Origin of the sequence: Sphingopyxis sp. LK2115 (assembly GCF_014595975.1) — a bacterium.
GTDB lineage: Bacteria > Pseudomonadota > Alphaproteobacteria > Sphingomonadales > Sphingomonadaceae > Sphingopyxis.
The window spans coordinates 222,260-242,522 of sequence record NZ_JABWGQ010000060.1; the positions used below are offsets into that span (position 1 = coordinate 222,260).

The window sequence follows — 20,263 nt, forward strand, 5'->3', positions numbered from 1 at the left end:
GATAGTTGAACCCGATGGAGGCCCTTTGGTTCCTTGCTTGTCAAGGCAGCACCGGGCCCCAGCTGGGGTCCGATCCGTCCTGCGGGGTCGGCAGGCGGCGCAGGTTCACGCCGGTCAGGTCGACCTGCCACAGGCTGGATTTGCCCTCGCGCCCCGGCGTGGTGCGAAAGAACTGGATGACGCGGCCGTTCGGCGACCAGGTCGGCGCCTCGTCCTGCCAGCTGTTCGTCAGCATCCGCACCCCGCCGCCCGATGGCGTCATCACGCCGATGCGGAACTCGCCGCCGCCCATGCGGGTGAAGGCGATCAGGTCGCCGCGCGGCGACCATTCGGGTGTGGCATAGCGTCCGCCGCCAAAGCTGATCCGCTGCTGGTTCGATCCGTCGATGTTCATCACATAAAGCTGCTGGCTGCCCGACCGATCGCTTTCAAAGACAATCTTGCGCCCGTCGGGCGAGAAGCTGCCGCCGACGTCGATGCCGGGCGCGGTGGTCAGCCGCACCGGCGTGCCGCCGTTGGCCGAAATGCGATAGATGTCGGTATTGCCGCCGACCGCCATCGAATAAAGGATCTGCGTCCCGTCGGGCGACCAGCGCGGCGCGAAGGTGGCGTTCGCGCTTTCGGTCACCAGCTTCTGCGTCCCCGACGCGACGTCATAGATGAACACGCGGACGCGGTTGTTGAGGTAGGAGACGTAGACGATTTTCTTGTAATCGGGCGAGAAGCGCGGGCTGATCGCCAGCGCCTGGCCGTTGGTGATGAAGCGGTGGTTGCCGCCATCCGAATCCATGATTGCGAGCCGCTTGATGCGGTTCCCCTTCGGCCCGCTTTCGGCGATATAGGCGACGCGGCTGTCAAAGAATGGCGCCTCGCCCGACAGGCGCGAATAAATGGCGTCGGCGCATTTATGCGCGGCGCGGCGCCAGTCGGCGGGCTGGATCTCGAACCCCTTGCGCACCAGTTCGCTGCCGAGCGCGGTGTCATAAAGATAACAGCCGACGATCAGGCTGCCGTTCGATCCGGCATCGACGAAACCGTGGACGACATTTTCGGCGCCGCGCGCCTGCCACTCGCCAAAGCGGGGGGCCTGCACTTCGGCGCGGGTGATCGCGCGGACGCCGTTGGGGCCGATCGGTTCAAAAAGTCCGCTGCGTTCAAGGTCGGCGGCGATGACGTCGGCAAGCTGGCGGCCGAGGCTGTCAGTGCGCAGACCCGCGACGGTCTGCACCGATGCGGTGGCGAAGGGCGGGATGCCGATAACGGTGCGCTCTTGCGACAGCGTGCCCTCGATCGTTTCGCGCGGTTCGGTCTGCGTCACCGCGGGCGGCGTCGGCGCGGTCTGCGCCAGCGCCGGCGCGCTGGTCAGCAGCAGGGCGAACGATAGGCTGATCGGGCGGAGGAACATGGTGCTTACCTCTTGATGAAATCGAGCGTGTAATTCTGCCAGAAGCTGTAATTTTCCTCGGGCAGGTCGAAGGGCGCGGCGAGTTCGACCGCGCGTTTGGCGCATTCCTGGTGCCGCTGGATCTGGAAGCGGTTGCTGTCATTCTCGCCAGTCGTGGTGACGCTGGTGAACCCAGCGAGCGCGCCCGATTGGGTCAGGCGGAACTTCACGACGGTCTTGAGCTGGTCGACATCGACGCCCGACACGCGGCAGCCGTTCCAGCGCGGGGCGACTGCGGCCTTGATGCTGACGTCGATCGACCGGCGCACTTCGGCCGCGGTTGCGGCGGCGGGGGCGCCCCTGGTCGATGGCGATTTGGGCTGCGATTTCGACAGCCCCTCGGCAATGCCGTCAAGCCGACCGGTCGGGCGGGCGGGGCTGTCCTTGGCTGGCGGCGCCTTGGGCGCGGCCTTGGGCTGTGCCTTTTTGGTGGCGGGGGGCTGTTTCGGCGGCGCTGTTTTCGGCCGCGCGACCTGTTTGGGGGTCGGCGCGGGCGTCGGGCGCACGACGGGTTCGGGCAGCGGCGGCGCGGGCATCGGATCGGGCGCGGCAATGTCGACCATATCCTCGTCGCCCAGCCGCGCTGCGGGGGGCGTGTCGGCGATCACCGGCGCGGTCGATTGCACCGCGGTCTCGGCGATCAGGTCGACCTCCATCGGCGGATTGTCGAAACGGCGTTCGCCCGCGGTCCACTGGACCGATAGCAGGCCGATGACGACGACATGCGCGGCCACCGCGATGGCAAAGCCGCGCCTTTCATTCCCCCGATTTGTGCCTGCTGCGGCCATGGTGTCAGCCTATCGACCGCTATCTGAACCGTCGGTGACCGCGGCATCGGCGGCTGGCGGCGGTGCGTCTTCCGATGCCTCGGCCCCCGTGGTTACCAATGCGATGCGTGTCAGCCCCGCGCGGTTCAGTTCGCCCATCACGCGCATCACGCGGCCATAATCGAGCCCCTTGTCGGCGCGCAGCATGATCTGGCGCGGGCGCCCCGCATCTTCGTTCGCGCGCGCGATCGCGTCGAGCCGCGCCGGAAGCTCGGCCTCGGGGACGACCTCGTCGCCGATATAAAGGGTGTCGTCGGCGTTTATCGACAGCTGCACCGGCTCCTGCTCTTCGGTCTCGACCGGCTTGGCGCGGCTTTCGGGCAGGTCGATCGGGACGGCGGAGGCAAGCAAAGGCGCGGTAATCATGAAGATGATGAGCAGCACCAGCATCACGTCGACGAGCGGCGTGACGTTGATCTCCGACATCGGCGCGCGGCGGTGGCCGCGCCCGCGCCGTCCGCCGACACCGCCCGCAGGTCCGGTCATCGCCATCAGGCCTCGACCTCCAGTTCGCGGCTAAAGGTCGCGTGCAGCCCGTCGGCGAAGCGGCCGAGCCGCGATTCGAGCCGGTTCAGGCGCTGCGAAAAGGCGTTGTAGGCGATCACCGCGGGGATGGCGGCGAACAGGCCGATCGCCGTCGCGAACAAGGCTTCGGCGATACCCGGCGCGACGACGGCGAGGCTGCTGTTATTCTCCGCCGCGATCGCGGTGAAGCTGCGCATGATTCCCCACACCGTGCCGAAAAGCCCGACGAAGGGCGCGACCGAACCGATCGTCGCGAGCGTGCCGATCTTTTCGGCCAGCCGGTCGACCTCGCCTGCGATCGCGCTGTTCATTGCGATGCCGAGCCGTTCGCGCGTGCCTTCGCGGTCGATCAGCTTGCCCTTGGTCGAACGGCGCCATTCGCTGATCCCCGCGCTCAGCACCTTGGCGCTCGGCAGTTCCTCGGCGCCATTCTTGTCGAAAAAGCGGTCGATATTGTCGGCGCGCCAGAAATCGCGCTCGAACCGGTCCGACGCGCGCATCAGCTTGCCGACGCCGCGGCCGTGGGAAAAGATCACCGCCCAGACATAGATGGAGGCGGCGAGCAGGCCTATCATCACCGCCTTGACGATGATGTCGGCCTGAAGGAACAGGGCGACGGGGGACAGGGTGGCCGCATCGGCGGCCAGCGAGATATTGTCTAGCAAGGGATAGTGTCTCCATTCATGATCGCGGTGAAGCGCTGCACCCATTCGGCGGGCTGCCGCCGCGGCCGACCGCCGGGCGCCAGAAAGGCCGCCGTGACCTGCCCTTCGGTCAATGTCTCGCCGCTTAACGTGTCATTTGAGCGAAGGATGCGCTGGGCGATCACCACGCTCGCGCCGCGAACGGCTTTGACGGTGCTGACGACGAGCAGATCGTCGTCGAGCTTGGCGGGGCTGCGGTATTTGATCGCAAGGTCGGTGACCGCCCACGCGCCTTCGCCGCCTTCCATCGCCGCGCGCTGGTCGATCCCCGCAAGGCGCAGCATGTCCGACCGCGCGCGCTCCATATAGCGCAGATAATTGGCGTGATAGACGATGCCGGACAGGTCGGTGTCCTCGAAATAGACACGCGCCCGGTAACGATGTTCGGCCCCCACAAAGGCGCCGGGGATGAAGGGGGGTGGGGCATTGACCATCGTTTCGACCGATAGCCGCGCTTCGACTCGTCGCAAAGCCCTGATCAACGCTTCGTCGCGGTCGGGGGCCGGTTGGTGGAGGGCGCGGCCCTATTTTCCCGGGTCGAACAAGCCGTCCTGCGCCCCCGCGGGCGGATTGAGCCCCAGATGCTTCCACGCGCTTGGGTTGAGCGTCCGACCGCGTGCGGTGCGGGCGATCAGGCCGATTTGCAGCAAATATGGTTCGATCACATCCTCGATGGTGTCGCGCGGCTCCGAAAGCCCCGCTGCGAGCGTTTCGACGCCGACCGGGCCTCCGCGATAAATGTCCGCGATCATGGTCAGGTAGCGCCGGTCCATCGCGTCAAGACCAAGCGCGTCCACTTCGAGGCGGCTGAGCGCCGCATCGGCGGCGCGGGCGTCGACGACCGCGTGCCCCGCGACCGTTGCAAAGTCGCGCACGCGGCGGAGCAGCCGCCCGGCGATGCGCGGCGTTCCGCGCGACCGCCGCGCGATTTCGAGCGCGCCGTCGGGCGCGATCGGCAATGACAACAGGCGCGCGGCGCGGCCGATCACCTGTTCGAGTTCGGCATGGGAGTAAAAGTTCAATCGCACCGGAATGCCGAAGCGGTCGCGCAGCGGCGTCGTCAACAGCCCCTGCCGCGTCGTCGCGCCGACGAGGGTGAATCTGGGAAGGTCGATGCGAACCGAACGCGCCGACGGCCCTTCGCCGATCATGATGTCGAGCGCGCGATCCTCCATCGCCGGATAAAGGATTTCCTCGACCGCGGGCGACAGGCGGTGGATCTCGTCGATGAACAGGACGTCGCCGTCCTCCAGATTGGTGAGCAGCGCGGCAAGATCACCGGCCTTGGCAATCACCGGGCCGCTGGTCGAACGGAAGCCGACGCCCAGCTCGCGCGCGACGATCTGCGCCAGCGTCGTCTTGCCCAGCCCCGGCGGGCCAAAGAAAAGCACATGGTCAAGCGCGTCGCCGCGCGCCTTTGCTGCCTCGATAAAGATGCGCAGATTCTCCCGCGCTGCCGCCTGGCCGACGAACTCGGCAAGCGTCCTGGGCCGCAGCGCCGCGTCGGCGTCCTCGGGGGTGCGGATGGGGGTGGTGAGATCGGTCACGGTTTCGCCTTATACCTTCTCCCTTCCAGGGAGAAGGATCGGCAGTCCCGCCGCTGAATGCGACCAGGCGACGTTGGATGACAGGCGGCGGCGGTGTGGCCGCTGTCACCGGTATACTGCCACATCGTCGCATTCGCTTCGCCCTCGATACGCACCTCGGCCGCGGGGAAACGGACCTGGGTGGCAAAGGGGCTGTCGCTCCGCGCCGTCCATTCGCGGCAGTGGCACACCGACACGCGGATGGGCTCGCCAATGCAGGCGATGCGGATCGGGCCGCAGCGGCGGGAGGCGTGGCGGGTGCGGTCGATCACTTTGCCGCTTTCTTGAGCGCCGCGCGCACCAGCGTATCCAAGCTCGCCCCGGCGCCCAGTTCCTCGCTTGCCGCCGCGACCGCGGCGCTCGCTTCGCCGGGCTTGAAGCCGAGGCCGGTGAGCGCGGCCACGGCGTCGCCGAGCGGACCGGGGGCGGCGGACAGGGCGGGGCCGCTGCCCGCGACGCCGCCGAGCGCGCCCGCCTTGTCCTTCAGTTCATGCGCGATCCGCTGCGCCAGTTTCGGGCCGACTCCATTGGCGCGCGCGATCATCGCGCTGTCGCCGCTGGCCAGCGCGCGTTGCAAGTCGCCGACTTCCAGCGCCGACAGGATGGCGAGCGCCACCTTCGCGCCGACGCCCTGCACGCTGGTAAGCTGACGGAACCAGTCGCGTTCCTCGGCCCTGGCAAAGCCCAGGAGGCGCAGGAAATCCTCGCCGACGAGCATTTCGGTGTGGATGGTGACGTCGCCGCCGACCGGACCCAGGGCGTCGAGCGTGCGCGCCGACGCCTCGACCAGATAACCGACGCCGCCGACGTCGATCACCGCATGGCCTGCGCCGCTGCTGTCGAGCCGTCCGGTGAGTTTCGCGATCATCCTGCCTGCCTAGCGTGGGGGGAATGAAAAGGGAACAGTTTCCCTGCTTCGTCACGTCGGACGTGATCCGCGGCCCACCGGATCGGCACGCGAATGGATTCCGGGTCAAGTCCGGAATGACGATGGTGAGAGGCGTGGGCGATGGTTTGCGTGGCAGATCGCCACCGCCAGCGCGTCCGCGGCATCCGGCCCGGCGATCTTCGCCCCCGGCAACAGCACGCGCAGCATCGCCTGCACCTGTTCCTTCGCGGCGCCGCCGGTGCCGACGATCGCTTTCTTGACGAGGCGCGGGGCATATTCGGTGACGGGCAGTCCGCCACGCGCGCAGGCGAGCAGCGCGACGCCGCGCGCGTGCGCCAGCTTCAAGGTCGACTGCGGATTGTCGTTGACGAACACGTCCTCGACCGCGGCGCAGCTGGGCGCATGATCGGCGATCACCGCCGCGAGCATCGTGTCGAGGTGCGCGAGCCGGTCGGGAAGGGGCGCTTTGGCGTCGGTCTTGAGCTGGCCGTTGGCGATATGGCCGATCCGGCTGCCCTCGACGCGGATGACGCCCCAGCCGGTGCAGCTCAAAGAGGGGTCAAGGCCGAGGATGATCATGCTGGTCCGTTCGTGCCGAGCGAGGTCGAGCCACCCCGAAGGCGTGCACGACCGATGGGCATCGCGACGTTCGCCTCAGGTGGACGTTCATACCGAGCGCCTGCCAGGACGGTCGGGGGGCTCGATGCGAACGGATTTTGCTGTTTAGCCAAGCTTTTCCATCACCGCGTCGGGGATTTCGTAATTGCCCCAGACGGTCTGGACGTCGTCGTCGTCGTCGAGCGTGTCGATCAGCTTGAACAGCGTCTGGGCGACGGCTTCGTCGGTAATTTCGCTCTTCAGCGTCGGACGCCAGGCGAGCTTGACGCCTTCGGCCTCGCCCAGCTTGGCTTCAAGCGCCTTCGCGACTTCGTGCAGGCTGTCGACGCTGGTCCAGATGTCGTGGCCGTCGTCGGATGATTCGACATCGTCGGCGCCGGCGTCGAGCGCCGCCTCGAACACCGTGTCGGCGTCGCCCGCGCCCGGCGGATAGCTGATGAGGCCAAGCCGGTCGAAGCCGTGGCTGACGCTGCCCGAAGTGCCGAGGTTGCCGCCATTTTTGCTGAACGCGGTGCGCACGTTGGTCGCGGTGCGGTTGCGATTGTCGGTCAGCGCCTCGACGATCAGCGAGACGCCGCCGGGGCCATAGCCTTCGTAACGGATTTCCTCGTAATTTTCGCCTTCGCCGCCACTCGCCTTGTCGATAGCGCGCTGGATATTATCCTTGGGCATCGACTGCGCCTTCGCCGCGTTGACCGCCGCCCGCAGGCGGGCATTGGCGTCGGGGTCGGGCAGGCCCATCTTGGCCGCGACGGTGATTTCGCGGCTGAGCTTGGAAAACAGGGCGCTGCGCTTTTTGTCCTGCGCGCCCTTGCGGTGCATGATGTTCTTGAACTTGCTATGGCCGGCCACGGCCTACCTCCATTGGAACGCGAAAATCTGGCGCCGCCCTAGCGCGGGCGGCCGCGCGACACAACGGCGTCAGATGACGACCGCGGTTCCCGACGCGCTGACCATCAGCATCGAGCCGTTCTGGCCGAGCACTTCATAGTCGATGTCCACGCCGACGACGGCATTGCCGCCGAGTTTCGCCGCCTCGGCCTCCATCTCGCCCAGCGCTTCCTTGCGCGCGCGGGCGAGCACATCTTCATATTTGCCCGATCGGCCGCCGACGATGTCGGTGATCGACGCGAAGAGGTCGCGGAACAGATTGGCGCCGACGATCACCTCGCCGGTGACGATGCCCAGATATTCGCGGACCGGATGGCCTTCGATCATATTGGTCGTGGTGCTGAACATCGTCGCTCTCCTGATTGTGGTCGGGTGGAAACGTCAGTCGATGCCGAGCGCCGATTTATAGACGTCGAGGATCGCTTCCATTTCCTTGCGGTCGTGAACCGGCATTTTGCGCAGGCGCACGATCTGGCGCATGATCTTGGGATCGTAGCCCTGCGATTTGGCTTCGTTATAGGTGTCGCGGATGTCGTCGGCGATGCCCTTTTTTTCTTCTTCCAGACGTTCGACGCGCTCGATGAAAAGACGCAGCTGTTCGTCGGACACGGTGGCTTCGCTCATTTTATACTCCGCTGGAATGAAAGATGACGGGGCAAGAATCGCCCTCGGCGCGTCCCTAGCGGGCCTGCGGATTCTTCGCCATGCTTTCTTCCATCCGGGCGAGCTGTTCAGGGGTGGCGGGGGTGTGGAAGCGGGCTTTCCACTCTGCCGTCGGCATGCCGTGAACGATTGTGCGGCCTGCCTCCCGGTCCATATCGCCTGCCTCGGCGATCCAGTCGCCAAGGCAGTTGCGGCAGAAGCCCGCGAGCCCCATCAGGTCGATGTTCGCCGCGTCGCTTCGATGCTGGAGCAGGCGGACGAGGCGGCGGAAGGCGACTGCCGCGACGGCATCATCGAGCGAGTCGAGAGCGTCGCCGGGGGCGGATGTTTCGTCGCTGCAGGACATGGTTCGGGCCTTCTTGAATAGCTATACGGTGGTTGCGCTGGCGCGCGCGACGCGCCATGCCCTGCACACCGTAACGGCAAACAGGCAAGCGGAGCAATCGTGGTCCAGAGTTTTACCCCCCGCCAGCGCAAGGTGCGTATCCTGGCGACGCTTGGTCCCGCGAGCGCCAATGCCGAGATGATCGCCGCGCTGCACCGCGCGGGCGCCGATGCCTTTCGCGTCAATATGAGCCACGGCGACCATGCCGGCCATGCGCAGGTGATCGCCGCGATCCGCTCGCTCGAAAAAGAAACCGGGCGGCCGACGACGATCCTCGTCGACCTGCAGGGACCAAAGCTGCGCGTCGGGACGTTCAGAGACGGCCCGGCCGAGCTGGTGAAGGGCGCGGCGTTCGTGCTCGACACTGACAAGGCGCCCGGTGATGCCAGTCGCGTTCATCTGCCGCACCCCGAACTGTTCGCGGCGCTCGAACCCGATACGCGGCTGCTCATCGACGACGGCAAGCTGGTGCTCCGCGTGAAGAGCGTATCGGCCGAGCGGATCGAAACGCTGGTCGAAGTCGGCGGCAAGATTTCGGATCGCAAGGGCGTCAACGTCCCCGACGTCGTGGTGCCGCTTGCTGCGCTTACCGAAAAGGACCGCAAGGACCTGGCCTTCGCACTGGAACAGCATGTCGACTGGATCGCGCTGTCGTTCGTCCAGCGGCCCGAGGACGTTGCCGAAGCGCGGCGGCTGATCGGCGGCAAGGCGGCGCTGCTCGTCAAGTTCGAAAAGCCGTCGGCGGTGCAGCGGATCGAGGAGATATTGGAGCTTGCCGACGCGGCAATGGTCGCGCGCGGCGATCTGGGGGTTGAACTGCCGCCCGAAGCCGTGCCGCCGCTCCAGAAGCGCATCGTCGCGACCGCGCGGCGGATGGGCAAGCCGGTGGTTGTCGCGACGCAGATGCTCGAATCGATGATCGTCTCGCCCTCGCCGACGCGCGCGGAAGTCAGCGACGTCGCCACGGCGGTGTACGATGGCGCGGACGCGATCATGCTGTCGGCGGAGACCGCGGCGGGTGCGTGGCCGGTGGAAGCGGTCGCGATGATGGATATGATCGCGCGCTCGGTCGAAAGCGACCCCGATTATTTCCGCCGCCTCCATTTCACGGAAACTCAGCCCGATGCGACGACCGCCGACGCGCTGGCCGAGGCGGCGGGCAGCATCATCACGACGATCGCCGCCGACGCGATCATCTGTTTCACCGCATCGGGTTCGACCGCGCGCCGCGTCGCGCGCGAGCGTCCGGGCGCGCCCTTGCTTGTGCTGACACCCAGGAAAGAGGCGGCGCGGCGCATGGGGTTGCTGTGGGGCGCCCACGCGGTGCCGACCAAGGATATCGGCAGCTTCGAGGAGATGATCGCCAAGGGCAAGCGCATGGCGCTGCGCCACGGGATCGGCAAGGCGGGATCAAAGCTGGTGATGATGGCGGGCGTGCCGTTCGGCACGCCAGGGTCGACCAATGTGCTGCACGTCGCGACGCTGACCGGCGACGAATTGCGCGGATATAGTTGAATCGTCGCTCGCACCTTATCCGTCATCCCGGCGAATGCCGGAATCTTCGCCTGTCGGTTTCCCGCACGGGCGAGATCGCTGCCTTCGCCGGGATGCAGAAACCCATCGGCATTTCTGATTCACTCCGGCACAATCCTTACCGCGCGATTCACAAAAAAATGGAGCTGATTCAGATCGGCACGACTAAAAATGGTAAATGGTCTTTGCACCATTGACGCCGCGCGGCATAGTTGGTGCAAACAGCGCGCCGGGCCCGCGTCGGGGGGCGCCGCATCGCCATTTCGGAGGTCTAGTCCGCGTGTCCGCACCGTTCCGTTTTCCGCGCTTTTTCGTCACCAGCCCGGCGCCCTGCCCCTATCTGGCGGGCAAGACCGAGCGCAAGGTGTTCACCGAGCTTAGCGGAAACAATGCGGCGGAACTCAACGACGCGCTGGGCCGTATCGGGTTCCGGCGCAGCCAGTCGGTCGCCTATCGCCCGAGCTGCGCCGATTGTTCGGCGTGCGTGTCGGTGCGCGTGTGCGCCCGCGAATTTACTCCCAGCAATTCGCAAAAACGCAATCTGCGCCGCAACGGCGATCTGGTCGTCACGGCGTGCAAGCCATGGGCGACCGAGGAGCAATATGCCTTGCTGCGCGCCTATCTCGCGTCGCGCCATCCCGATGGCGGCATGGCCGACATGGATGAGCAGGATTTCGCCGACATGGTCGAGCAGACCCCGGTCGACAGCTATATGGTCGAATATCGCGAACCCGTCGCGGGCGGCGGCAAGGGACGCCTTGTCGGCTGCTGCCTGACCGACCGGCAGAGCGACGGCCTGTCGATGATCTACAGCTTCTTCGACGCGCATCATCCGCTGCGCGAGGGGCTGGGCACCTATATCATCGCCGACCATGTGCAGCGCGCGGCGAAGGCGGGGCTGCCCTACGTCTACCTTGGTTACTGGATCGAGGGGTCGGCGCGCATGGCCTATAAGGCGCGCTTCCGCCCGCTCGAGAAGCTCGGCCCCGATGGCTGGTCGCGCTTTGAACCGACGCCGTCGGAACGGATCGCGGCGATGTTCGAATTGGCTTGATCGGCGGCGGCCTTGGAGCGGGAAGCGGCCGTCAAGCGCTCTCGCCTTCAGGGGAGCGGGTTGGGCGCGCAACCTTGCCCCCGCTCAACGGCGGCTAGCAGGACAAGCCGGCAAGCCCCCGCATCTCTCCCCTGATGGGAGAGAGCGATTCTTCCAACCACCGCATCCCGTCATCAGCGGCCTTCAGATGGCCGATCCGCCTCCTCTGACCGCAAAACGGTTGCCAAGGGTTCGCAGCACGGTTTCTCGCCGCTTGCGGTTGACCTTTTCCCGCTTTCAAGGGCATAGCTTGCCGTCAGGACATAAGTCCGGGTCGCATCCAGTGTTGGTGATCGCTCAGGGGTGGGCGATTGGGGGAAATGGGATGCCCGAACATGCGTTCGCCGATGGCTTGTTCGCGGATGCTCGCTCCGCCCGCGAAGGCGCGCGCGCATGAGCGAGGCGGCCCCTCTTGAACGCGTAAAGGTCGCGATCATCGGGTCGGGGCCGGCGGGTCTGAGCGCCGCGGCACGCGCAGCGCAGCTGGGGATGAGCCACATTCTGCTGGAAAAGACCGACCATCTTTCCGACACGATCTTCAAATATCAAAAGGGCAAGCGCGTGCTCGCAACGCCCGAACGCCTTGATCTCCGCTCCGACTGCCGCTTTGCGGAAGGCGCGCGCGAACATATCCTCGCCAATTGGGACGAGGATGCAGCGAACAACGGGGTCAATGTGGTCTATCGCGCCGACGTCGCCGAGGTAACGGGCGAGAAGGGCGCGTTCGCAATCAAGACCGCGCAGGGGGATGTCTTTCACGCGGAAAACATCGTGCTGGCGATCGGCACACAGGGCAATCCGAACCGCCTGCGCTGCGAAGGCTACGACCTGCCGCACATCATCTATCAGGTCGACGATCCCGAGGATTTCAAGGACAAGCATATCACCGTCGTCGGATCGGGTGACGCGGGGATCGAAAATGCACTGGGGGTGGCCGAGGAAGCGCTGGAAAACACGGTCACCATCCTCAACCGATCCAGGGATTTTGCGCGCGCCAAGGCCAAGAATGTCTCCGACCTGATGGAAGCGGGCGAAAACGGACTGATCGCGATCCGCACCGAGACGCAGCCGAAGAAAGTCGAACCCGGCTGGCTGACGCTCGACACCCCCGATGGCGAGGAACGCATCCCGTGCGACGTCATCGTCGCGCGGCTGGGTTCGGTTGCGCCGCGCGCCTTCGTCGAATCGATGGGGATCGAGTTCACCGGACCCGACCGCGAGGCCTTTCCCAAGCTGTCGCCGACCTTTGAATCGACGGTGCCCGGCATTTTCGTGATCGGCGCGCTCGCGGGCTATCCGCTGATCAAGCATTGCATGAACCAGGGTTATGACGTCGTCGAGTTCATCAATGGCAACACGGCGCTGACCCCCGCTGACGAAAAGGATCTGGCGGCGATCTTTGCGGGGTTGCCGCAGCAGAAATCGGTGAGCCAATGGCTCGACTATCTGCGCGAACGGGTGAGCATTTTTGCCGATGTCTCGCCGCTCCAGATGCGCGAGTTCATGCTCGATTCGAAGGTCGCTTTCTATCGCAAGGGCGAGGTGGTGTTCGAGAAGGGCGAACCGGGGTCGTCACTGTTCGCGATCGCCGATGGTTTTGCCGCGGTCGAGGTCGGTTCCGGCGTTACCGTGCCGATCGAACAGGGGTCGATTTTCGGCGAAGTCGGGCTGATTTCGGGGCGCAAGCGCGGCGCGACGATCCGCGCGGGTGCCGACAGCATTTTCGTCGAAGTGTCGCGCACCGCGGCGCTCAAGCTGATGGCGGCGGTGCCGGGCGCGAAGCGCGCGATCAACCGCATTTCGCTCGAACGCCAGTTGCTGCAAATCTTCAAGGGCGGGCTGACCGCCGAGGATCTGGCCCCGGTCGTCGAGGCGGCCGAGGTCGAGCGCGTCCCCGCGGGCAAGGCCGTGCTGACCGAGGGCGAACAGGGTGACGATGTCTATGTGATCCGGTCGGGTTCGATGGTGGTCGAAAAGGACATCGGCGGCAAACCGATCTTCCTGCGCTATCTGCCCGCGGGCAGCTTCTTCGGCGAAATGGGGGTGCTGAGCGGCCAGCCGCGCAACGCCACGGTCAAGGCGGCGGTCGGCAGCGAGGTCATCAAGCTGACCGGTGACAGTTTCCGCAAGATGCTCGCGGCGCGGCCGCAGGTGCGCGAAGCAACCGAGGCCGCGGTGGCCGAACGTGCGGCGATGAACAGCTTTATCGAGTCGCGCAAGGCGAGCTATTCGAGCGCGGTCGACCTCTATTCGGACACCGCCAGCTTTATCATGAAAGAGGGGTTGGGCGAGGCGACCGACGCGCTGCTCATCGACGAGAATCTGTGCGTCGGCTGCGACAATTGCGAAAAAGCGTGCGCCGACAGCCACGAAGGGCTGTCGCGGCTCGACCGCGAGGCGGGCAAGACCTTTGCGCATCTGCACGTCCCCACCAGCTGCCGCCACTGCGAGCATCCGCATTGCATGGCCGACTGCCCGCCGAACGTCATCCACCGCGGCCCCGACGGCGAAGTGTTCATGGAACCGGGCTGCATCGGTTGCGGCAACTGCATGCGCAACTGCCCCTATGGCGTGATCCGCATGGAGGCGGCGCCGCCGCCCAAGCCGGGGCTGCTGAGCTGGTTGCTGCTCGGGCGCGGGCCGGGGCCGGGCGAACCTTCGCCCAAATGGACAAGGAAGCAATTGGGCGACGAGAAGCCCAAGAAGATCGCGGTCAAATGCGACATGTGCAAGGGCATCGCCGGCGGCCCAGCGTGCGTGCGCGCCTGCCCGACGGGCGCCGCGATCCGCGTGTCGCCCGAAGAGTTTCTGTCGATCGCGCGGCTCGACGAGGCGACCGACTGATGGCGAGCCTGTTTCAGCGACGCCGCAACCGCGCGACCCAGACCGAGCGGGTGCGCGAGCGCCGGCACGAAGGCTTCCTGCGCTATGCGGGGTTCCGCTGGGCAAAGATTTCGGGCGGGCTGTGCCTGCTCATCATCCTTTCCTATGCTCTGGTCGATGTGACGCCGCGGCACAATGGCGGCAGCTGGTATGGCTATACGCTGGGGACGATCGGCGCGCTGCTGATCCTGTGGCTGACCGCGCTCGGTTATCGCAAGCGCCGGATGACGAGCGATTACTGGTCGCTGAAAGCCTGGACGTCGGCGCATGTCTATCTGGGTCTGAGCCTGATCGTCATCGGCACCTGGCACACGGGGTTCCAGCTCGGCTGGAATGTCCACACGCTGGCCTGGGCGTTGATGATGCTTGTCATCCTGTCGGGGCTTTATGGCGTCATCGTCTATGCGACCTTGCCCGCCGCGCTGTCGAACAATCGCGAGCAGATGACGCAGATGCAGATGCTGGAGGCGATCCGCGCCTTCGACCGCCAATTGCACAGCGCCGCGCAGCCGCTGACCCCGGCGGACAGCGCCGCGGTGCTCGCCTCGCTCGACCAGGATCCCTTTGCGGGCGGCGCGTGGGCGCGTCTGCGCGGCCGCTATCCGGACTGCGCCACCGCTGCGGCGCGCCGCGCGCTGGCGACATCGCAGGGCGGCGACGCCGACGCGCGGGTGAAGGTTGTGCAGCTGTTGTCGCAAAAGGAGGCGGCGCTGGCGCGGCTGCGCGAACATCTGCGGCTGCGCGCGCTGCTCGAAATCTGGCTTTATGTGCATGTGCCGCTGACCTTTGCGCTGATCGCGGCGCTGTCGGCGCATATCGTCAGCGTCTTTTTCTATTGGTGAGGCGCAGGCGATGAGCTTCATTCTCCGCCGCATCGCGACGACCAAGACGGGCAAGCAGATCGTCCGTGACCAGGCGCTGCCCGGCGACACGATCACGTTGGGGCGCGACAGCGCAAACACGATCCATGTCGCCGATCTGGCGGTGAACCCGAACCATGCGACGATCAGCAGCGGCGACGGTCGCATGGTGCGGGTGACGGCGCGGGAAGGGCTGGGGTTCGACCTTAACGGCCGCACCGAAACCGTCGCCGATATCGACAGCGGCGCGGGCGCCGAGCTGCGTTTCGGCGGGCACCGGCTGACGATCGCGCGCGAGGATGACAAGATCATCCTGCTCGTCGAGCGGATCGACGAACTGTCGCAATCGTCGAAGGACGTCGACGAGGTAAGGGCCTTTTCGCTCGCGGGCGTGATGCCGGGCAAGCGCGTCAGCGCGTGGACCTTTGGCTTGCTCATGCTGCTTGCGTTTCTGGTCGGCCCGATCTGGGCGTGGCACAGCTATCGCGAGGTCGCCGAGCGGCCGGGCACGTTCCACGCCGACCGCACATGGATTTCGGGTCCGCTGTCAAGCGCGCACGCCAATCTGACCAGGGATTGCCAGTCGTGCCATGTCGAGCCCTTCGTCGCGGTGACCGACACGGCCTGCGTCAATTGCCACACCGGCGAGCACAAGGCGATGAGCATGGCGCACGCGGGTGCGCCGACCGCGATGCTGCTTGCGGCGCGCGCGCCGACGGGCGGATTCGACAGATTCCTCGCCAACGTCGGCGAGGCGTTCAACCGGCCGCAGGGGCGCTGCGTCGATTGCCACACCGAACATGAAGGGGCAGGGCCGATGGCGGCGACGCCGCAAAGCTTCTGCGCCGATTGCCATGACGGAATGCAGGGACGGCTCAAAAGCGCGGGGTTTCCGACGATGCTGGCCGATGCGAGCGATTTCGGCACCGGCCACCCAGAGTTTCGCCCGCTCGTTCGCGCGGCGCCGGGGGCGACGCTGGCGCGCGCTGCACCGGGCAAGGCGACGGTCGATTACAACGGGCTGAAGTTTCCGCACGACCTGCATCTTCAGGCGACCGGCGGCGTGGCGCGCATGGCGGCAAGCTTCCGCGGGCGGCATGATTTCGGGCAAAAGCTCGAATGCGAAAATTGCCATCGCGTCGAGGCCGACGGCGTGCGCATCAAGCCGGTCGAGATGGAACGCGACTGCGCCATGTGCCATAGCCTGGCGTTCGAGACGGTCGGCGGGGTGACGCGAACCTTGCGCCACGGCGAACCGGCCCAGGTCGTCGCCGACCTCACCGCCTATTATCGCTCGACCCCGCCGTCGCGGCCGCTCCAGCTCGGCGGGATGCAGCGGCGGCGGCCGGGCGCCTATGCCGAGGGGCAGGTCTATAACATCTATTTCAACGAGGTGGCGGTGCGGCCGAGCCGGGCAGAGGACGCGGTGCGCGCGGTCTTTTCAAAAGGCGGCGCGTGCTACGACTGCCACACCATCTTTGCGCCCGCAGCCGGGAACAGCTGGCGCGTCGCGGCGGTCAACCAGACGCCGCGCTTTCTGCAAAAGGGCTGGTTCGACCATGACGCGCACCAGGAAACCGCCTGTGCCGATTGCCATATCGCGGCGTCCGCGTCGAAAACGTCGACCGACCTGCTCGTTCCCGGCCTGCGCCAATGCCGCGATTGCCATGTCGGCGAGGGCGGGGCGCGGCTGGTGAAGGTCGAAACCGCGACCGAATCGCCGTGCGCGATGTGCCACGAATATCATTCGGACGGCGGCAAGCCGTGGGTGCCCAACCGTCAGCGGAGGGTTAACAGCGCGGCAATTACAAATAAACGCGCGGATGCTAGTGCGGGTGTGAGCGCGATCACAGGAACCGCGGCGCGCGGTCTTTATCGTGTGACTTGGCGCACACCCGCCTTGCACGCGGCAAGACGGGGCGGGTGAACTATCGGGCCGGGACCAGCCGGTGACAGCAGGGGACGGATATGCTGATCGCCCAGATCACCGATATCCATATCGGGTTCGATCCGGACAATCCGGCCGAATATAATCGCAAGCGCCTCGACGAGGTGCTCGACGTGCTGATCGAGGGGCCGAACCGCCCCGACCTGTTGCTCGCCACCGGCGACATCACCGACCGCGGCGACGCCGACAGCTATCGCCGTCTTGCGACCGCTTTTTCGCGCTGTCCCTTTCCGGTGTGGCCGAGCGTCGGCAACCATGATCTGCGTGACAATTTCCATGCGCGCTTTCCGGGGTTCGACGACGGCAACGGCTTTGTCCAATATACGATCGAGCTGCCCGAACTCAGGCTGGTGACGATCGACACGCTGGAAGAGGGACGCCACGGCGGCGCCTTTTGCGCGCGCCGCGCGGCGTGGCTCGACACCGAACTGGCAAGGGAGCCGGTCAAGCCGACCTATATCGTCATGCACCACCCGCCGGTCGAAAGCGGGATCGAATGGATGAACACGCACCCCGACGAACCGTGGGTCGCGACCTTTACCGATGTCGTGCGGCGTCATCCGCAGGTGCGCGGCCTTATCTGCGGGCATCTCCACCGCAGCGTGACGGTGGCGTGGGAGGGGCGGACGATCGCGATCTGCTCATCGACCGCGCCGCAGGTGTCGCTCGACCTTCGCCCCATCGACGAAAACCATCCCGACGACCGGCCCATGATCGTCGCCGAAGACCCCGCCTATGCGCTCCATCGCTGGAACGGGCGCGAACTGGTAAGCTTTTACGACCATGCGGGGGCGCACACCATGCTGGCCAAATATGACGAACGGTTGCAGCCGCTGGTGCGCGAGCTGAAGGCAGAGCGACCGGGCTGAACGCCGGGACCGGCATTATCCGTCATCCCGGCCTTTGCCGGGATGACGAACCGGGATGTCAGTAGCCTAAAGTGAGGTCCACCCGCGGTTCCACCGCCTCGCCCTTGTGCCAACGGTCCAGATTATCCAGAAACCGCTCTGCCGACCGCACGAACATCCTGTCCTGCGCGCGGCCCGACAGATGCATGGTGATGTGCGCGTTGTCGAGGCTCCACAGCGGGTCGTCGACGGGGAGTGGTTCGGGGGTGGTGACGTCGAGGAAGGCGGAGGCAATCTGCCGCGCGTCGAGCGCGGCGACGAGCGCGTCCTGATCGACGACGCTGCCGCGCGCGATGTTGATGAGCGTCGCCGTCGGCTTCATCGCCGCCAGTTCCGCCGCGCCGATCATGCCATCGGTTTCGGGGGTGGCGGGAACCGCCAGGATCACCCAGTCGAAATCGCCCAGTCGCGCGCGCCACTGGTCGGGGCTCAGAATATGTTCGCCCGGCGTGCGGCGCACCACGGTGACCTCGACCGCAAAGCCCTTCAGCCGTTCCTCGACCAGCTTGCCGATCGCGCCATAGCCGAGGAGCAGCGCCTTCGATCCGAACAGCTCGACCTTGCCCGGCGAGTCCGTCAGCCATTCGCGGCGTTCCTGCGCGCGCACGACTTCGCGATATCCCTTGGCGACGGTCAGCATCCCCATCACGACATATTCGGCGATGGTGATCGCGTTGATCCCCGCGCCATTGGTGACGACCGTGCCGCGCTTTTTGAGCAGATCGAGCGGCATCCCGTCGACCCCCGCGTAGATCGAGTTCAGCCATTTCAGGTTGGTCGCCGCGGTGATGACCGCGGCCATGTCCTTTTTGTCATACATGTCGAACCAGCCGATTTCGGCGTGCGGCGCCAGCGCCATCGCCTCCTCCTTCGACTGGAAAAAGCGCGGTTCGACCCAGTCGGGAAGGCGGCTTTCGACTAGGGGACGGATCAGGCCCGACAGGACGGTGACGGTTTTGGTCATATTCGATCCTTCTTGTCCGCCCCATCGCAAGTCGATGGGGAGGATATTCTATGGCTCCAGCCGCCAGTCCCAGCCGAGCGGGTCGCCGTCCATCACCTCGACCCCCGCGGCGATGAGTTCGTCGCGCAGCGCGTCGGAGGCGGGGAAGTCCTTTGCGGCACGAGCTTCCTTGCGGCGGGCAAGGATGGCTTCGATTTCGGCTTCGGTGATGGTAGCGGTTTTGGGGCGGATACGGAGGTCAGTGCGCTTTAAGCTAAGCAACTCAAGGCCGAGCACCTTGTCCATTTCGTCCACCAGATGAAGCCGGAGAGACGCAGGCAGGCGCTTTGCTTCGATGACTTGTTCCATCAACGGCAACGCTTTCGGGATGCTCAGGTCATCGCTGACAGCCTCGTCAAAAGAGCCCTGTATTACCTTGGCTTGCGTCAGCGTCGTCGGAGAAACCTCTCCGCCGGTTGCCGAACGAAGCTTTTCTATGCCCATCACCATCCGCTTGAGCCGCGTCAGCGCGGCGCCCAGCCCCTCCCACGAAAACTCCAGCTCGCTGCGATAATGCGCCTGAAGGCACATCAGGCGATAGGCGAGGGGGTGGTAGCCCTTGTCGATCAGCAATTGCAGGCGCAGGAACTCGCCCGCGCTCTTGCTCATCTTGCCGCTGCGTTCGACGAGGAAATTATTATGCATCCAGATGCGCGCGCCGCTGTCGGCCGAGCAGCTGTGCGCCTGGTTCTGCGCGATTTCGTTCGGGTGGTGGATTTCGCGATGGTCGATGCCGCCGGTGTGGATGTCGAACGGAAAGCCAAGCAGCGCTTCGGACATCACCGAGCATTCGAGGTGCCAGCCGGGCGCGCCGCGGCCCCATGGGCTGTCCCATTCCATCTGGCGCGTTTCGCCCGGCGGGGTCTTGCGCCAGATCGCGAAGTCGGCGGGGTGGCGCTTGCCCTCGACGGGGTCGATGCGGCTTTCGCCTTCATCGGTCGCATGACGCGCGAGGCGGCCATAGTCGGCGACGGTCGAGGTGTCGAAATAGAGGCCACTATCCAGTTCATAGCAATGTTTGTCGGCGATCGCTTTCGCAAACTCGATCATCTGGGGGACATAATCGGTGGCGATCGACCAGTGCGCGGCCTCGGGTTTCCCCGCCTTCATCGGGCCTCGGATGTTCAGCGCCTTCACATCGGCCCAATATGCCTCGGTATAATGGCGCGCGATGTCCCAGATCGATTGCGCTTTCTCGGCGGCAGCCTTTTCCAGCTTGTCCTCGCCCGCATCGGCGTCGTCGGTCAGATGACCGACGTCGGTGATGTTGATAACGTGGGTGAGCCTGTAGCCCTTGAACGACAGGGTGCGCCCCAGCGTGTCGGCAAAGACATAGGCGCGCATATTGCCGATATGCGGATAGTTATAGACCGTCGGGCCGCAGCTGTAGACGCGCGCCTCTTGCGCGTGGACGGGCCGGAACTCTTCAAGCGTGCGCGTCAGGCTGTTGAACAGCCGCAGCGGCGCGCCGGAGGCAGGGGATGGGGCGTCGGTCATACCCCG

22 protein-coding genes are annotated in these 20,263 nt (G+C 65.8%); 7 read left to right on the plus strand and 15 right to left on the minus strand.

Annotation, left to right across the window (positions count from 1 at the left end; all coding sequences use genetic code 11):
* Positions 1-40 precede the first annotated feature (40 nt).
* The 13 genes from tolB to HUW43_RS15255 form a co-directional block, all read right to left on the minus strand.
* Positions 41-1,405 carry a Tol-Pal system beta propeller repeat protein TolB gene (tolB, locus tag HUW43_RS15195; protein ID WP_188238184.1) on the minus strand — a complete coding sequence of 455 codons (1,365 nt, stop codon included), beginning with the start codon at positions 1,403-1,405 and terminating at the stop codon, positions 41-43.
* 5 nt (positions 1,406-1,410) lie between these two features.
* Positions 1,411-2,178, minus strand: a complete 768-nt coding sequence (locus HUW43_RS15200; RefSeq protein WP_317450878.1) for a hypothetical protein — start codon at positions 2,176-2,178, stop codon at positions 1,411-1,413.
* A gap of 63 nt (positions 2,179-2,241) precedes the next feature.
* The gene (gene tolR, locus HUW43_RS15205; RefSeq protein ID WP_188238186.1) at positions 2,242-2,763 is read right to left on the minus strand and encodes a protein TolR; all 522 of its coding nucleotides are present in this window, start codon (positions 2,761-2,763) and stop codon (positions 2,242-2,244) included.
* Complete coding sequence (gene tolQ / locus HUW43_RS15210) at positions 2,763-3,461, minus strand: protein TolQ (protein ID WP_188238187.1); 699 nt, start codon at positions 3,459-3,461, stop codon at positions 2,763-2,765. Before tolQ ends, tolR begins: the two co-directional genes overlap by 1 nt.
* Positions 3,455-3,934 carry a YbgC/FadM family acyl-CoA thioesterase gene (locus HUW43_RS15215; RefSeq protein WP_188238188.1) on the minus strand — a complete coding sequence of 160 codons (480 nt, stop codon included), beginning with the start codon at positions 3,932-3,934 and terminating at the stop codon, positions 3,455-3,457. The genes tolQ and HUW43_RS15215 overlap by 7 nt, the downstream gene beginning before the upstream one ends.
* A gap of 90 nt (positions 3,935-4,024) precedes the next feature.
* Positions 4,025-5,047 (minus strand): Holliday junction branch migration DNA helicase RuvB, encoded by a 1,023-nt coding sequence (gene ruvB / locus HUW43_RS15220; protein WP_188238189.1) that lies wholly within the window; start codon positions 5,045-5,047, stop codon positions 4,025-4,027.
* The gene (locus HUW43_RS15225; RefSeq protein WP_223181573.1) at positions 5,044-5,358 is read right to left on the minus strand and encodes a hypothetical protein; all 315 of its coding nucleotides are present in this window, start codon (positions 5,356-5,358) and stop codon (positions 5,044-5,046) included. Before HUW43_RS15225 ends, ruvB begins: the two co-directional genes overlap by 4 nt.
* Positions 5,355-5,954: a Holliday junction branch migration protein RuvA gene (gene ruvA, locus HUW43_RS15230; protein WP_188238190.1), complete on the minus strand. Its 600-nt coding sequence runs from the start codon at positions 5,952-5,954 to the stop codon at positions 5,355-5,357. Before ruvA ends, HUW43_RS15225 begins: the two co-directional genes overlap by 4 nt.
* A gap of 105 nt (positions 5,955-6,059) precedes the next feature.
* The gene (ruvC, locus tag HUW43_RS15235) at positions 6,060-6,554 is read right to left on the minus strand and encodes a crossover junction endodeoxyribonuclease RuvC (RefSeq protein ID WP_188238191.1); all 495 of its coding nucleotides are present in this window, start codon (positions 6,552-6,554) and stop codon (positions 6,060-6,062) included.
* Between the two features lie 144 nt (positions 6,555-6,698).
* A complete protein-coding gene (locus tag HUW43_RS15240) occupies positions 6,699-7,445 on the minus strand; it encodes a YebC/PmpR family DNA-binding transcriptional regulator (protein ID WP_188238192.1) in 747 nt (248 codons plus the stop codon).
* A 69-nt stretch (positions 7,446-7,514) separates the two neighbouring features.
* The gene (locus tag HUW43_RS15245) at positions 7,515-7,832 is read right to left on the minus strand and encodes a YbjQ family protein (RefSeq protein ID WP_188238193.1); all 318 of its coding nucleotides are present in this window, start codon (positions 7,830-7,832) and stop codon (positions 7,515-7,517) included.
* Between the two features lie 33 nt (positions 7,833-7,865).
* Positions 7,866-8,108: a DUF2312 domain-containing protein gene (locus HUW43_RS15250; RefSeq protein ID WP_120218681.1), complete on the minus strand. Its 243-nt coding sequence runs from the start codon at positions 8,106-8,108 to the stop codon at positions 7,866-7,868.
* A gap of 55 nt (positions 8,109-8,163) precedes the next feature.
* Positions 8,164-8,493, minus strand: coding sequence for a DUF1244 domain-containing protein (locus HUW43_RS15255; protein ID WP_188238194.1), 330 nt, complete (start codon positions 8,491-8,493; stop codon positions 8,164-8,166).
* Positions 8,494-8,592: 99 nt separating this feature from the next.
* Here HUW43_RS15255 and pyk point away from each other — a divergent pair, with 99 nt between their 5' ends.
* From pyk to HUW43_RS15290, 7 genes are all read left to right on the plus strand, one after another.
* Entirely contained in the window at positions 8,593-10,047 is a 1,455-nt protein-coding gene (gene pyk / locus HUW43_RS15260) for a pyruvate kinase (RefSeq protein ID WP_188238195.1), read from the plus strand.
* Entirely contained in the window at positions 10,044-10,262 is a 219-nt protein-coding gene (locus HUW43_RS15265; protein WP_188238196.1) for a hypothetical protein, read from the plus strand. The genes pyk and HUW43_RS15265 overlap by 4 nt, the downstream gene beginning before the upstream one ends.
* Before the next feature lie 83 nt (positions 10,263-10,345).
* Complete coding sequence (locus HUW43_RS15270) at positions 10,346-11,119, plus strand: arginyltransferase (RefSeq protein ID WP_188238197.1); 774 nt, start codon at positions 10,346-10,348, stop codon at positions 11,117-11,119.
* Positions 11,120-11,551: 432 nt separating this feature from the next.
* Positions 11,552-14,002, plus strand: coding sequence for a cyclic nucleotide-binding domain-containing protein (locus tag HUW43_RS15275; protein WP_188238198.1), 2,451 nt, complete (start codon positions 11,552-11,554; stop codon positions 14,000-14,002).
* Positions 14,002-14,883, plus strand: a complete 882-nt coding sequence (locus HUW43_RS15280; RefSeq protein ID WP_223181574.1) for a hypothetical protein — start codon at positions 14,002-14,004, stop codon at positions 14,881-14,883. Before HUW43_RS15275 ends, HUW43_RS15280 begins: the two co-directional genes overlap by 1 nt.
* A 10-nt stretch (positions 14,884-14,893) precedes the next feature.
* Positions 14,894-16,828: a cytochrome c3 family protein gene (locus HUW43_RS15285; protein ID WP_188238199.1), complete on the plus strand. Its 1,935-nt coding sequence runs from the start codon at positions 14,894-14,896 to the stop codon at positions 16,826-16,828.
* 41 nt (positions 16,829-16,869) lie between these two features.
* The gene (locus HUW43_RS15290) at positions 16,870-17,718 is read left to right on the plus strand and encodes a metallophosphoesterase (protein ID WP_188238200.1); all 849 of its coding nucleotides are present in this window, start codon (positions 16,870-16,872) and stop codon (positions 17,716-17,718) included.
* 58 nt (positions 17,719-17,776) lie between these two features.
* Here the strand turns inward: HUW43_RS15290 and HUW43_RS15295 are convergent, their stop codons facing one another.
* Entirely contained in the window at positions 17,777-18,721 is a 945-nt protein-coding gene (locus HUW43_RS15295) for a D-2-hydroxyacid dehydrogenase (protein WP_188238201.1), read from the minus strand.
* Between the two features lie 48 nt (positions 18,722-18,769).
* Complete coding sequence (gene cysS / locus HUW43_RS15300) at positions 18,770-20,257, minus strand: cysteine--tRNA ligase (RefSeq protein ID WP_188238202.1); 1,488 nt, start codon at positions 20,255-20,257, stop codon at positions 18,770-18,772.
* Positions 20,258-20,263: the final 6 nt, after the last annotated feature.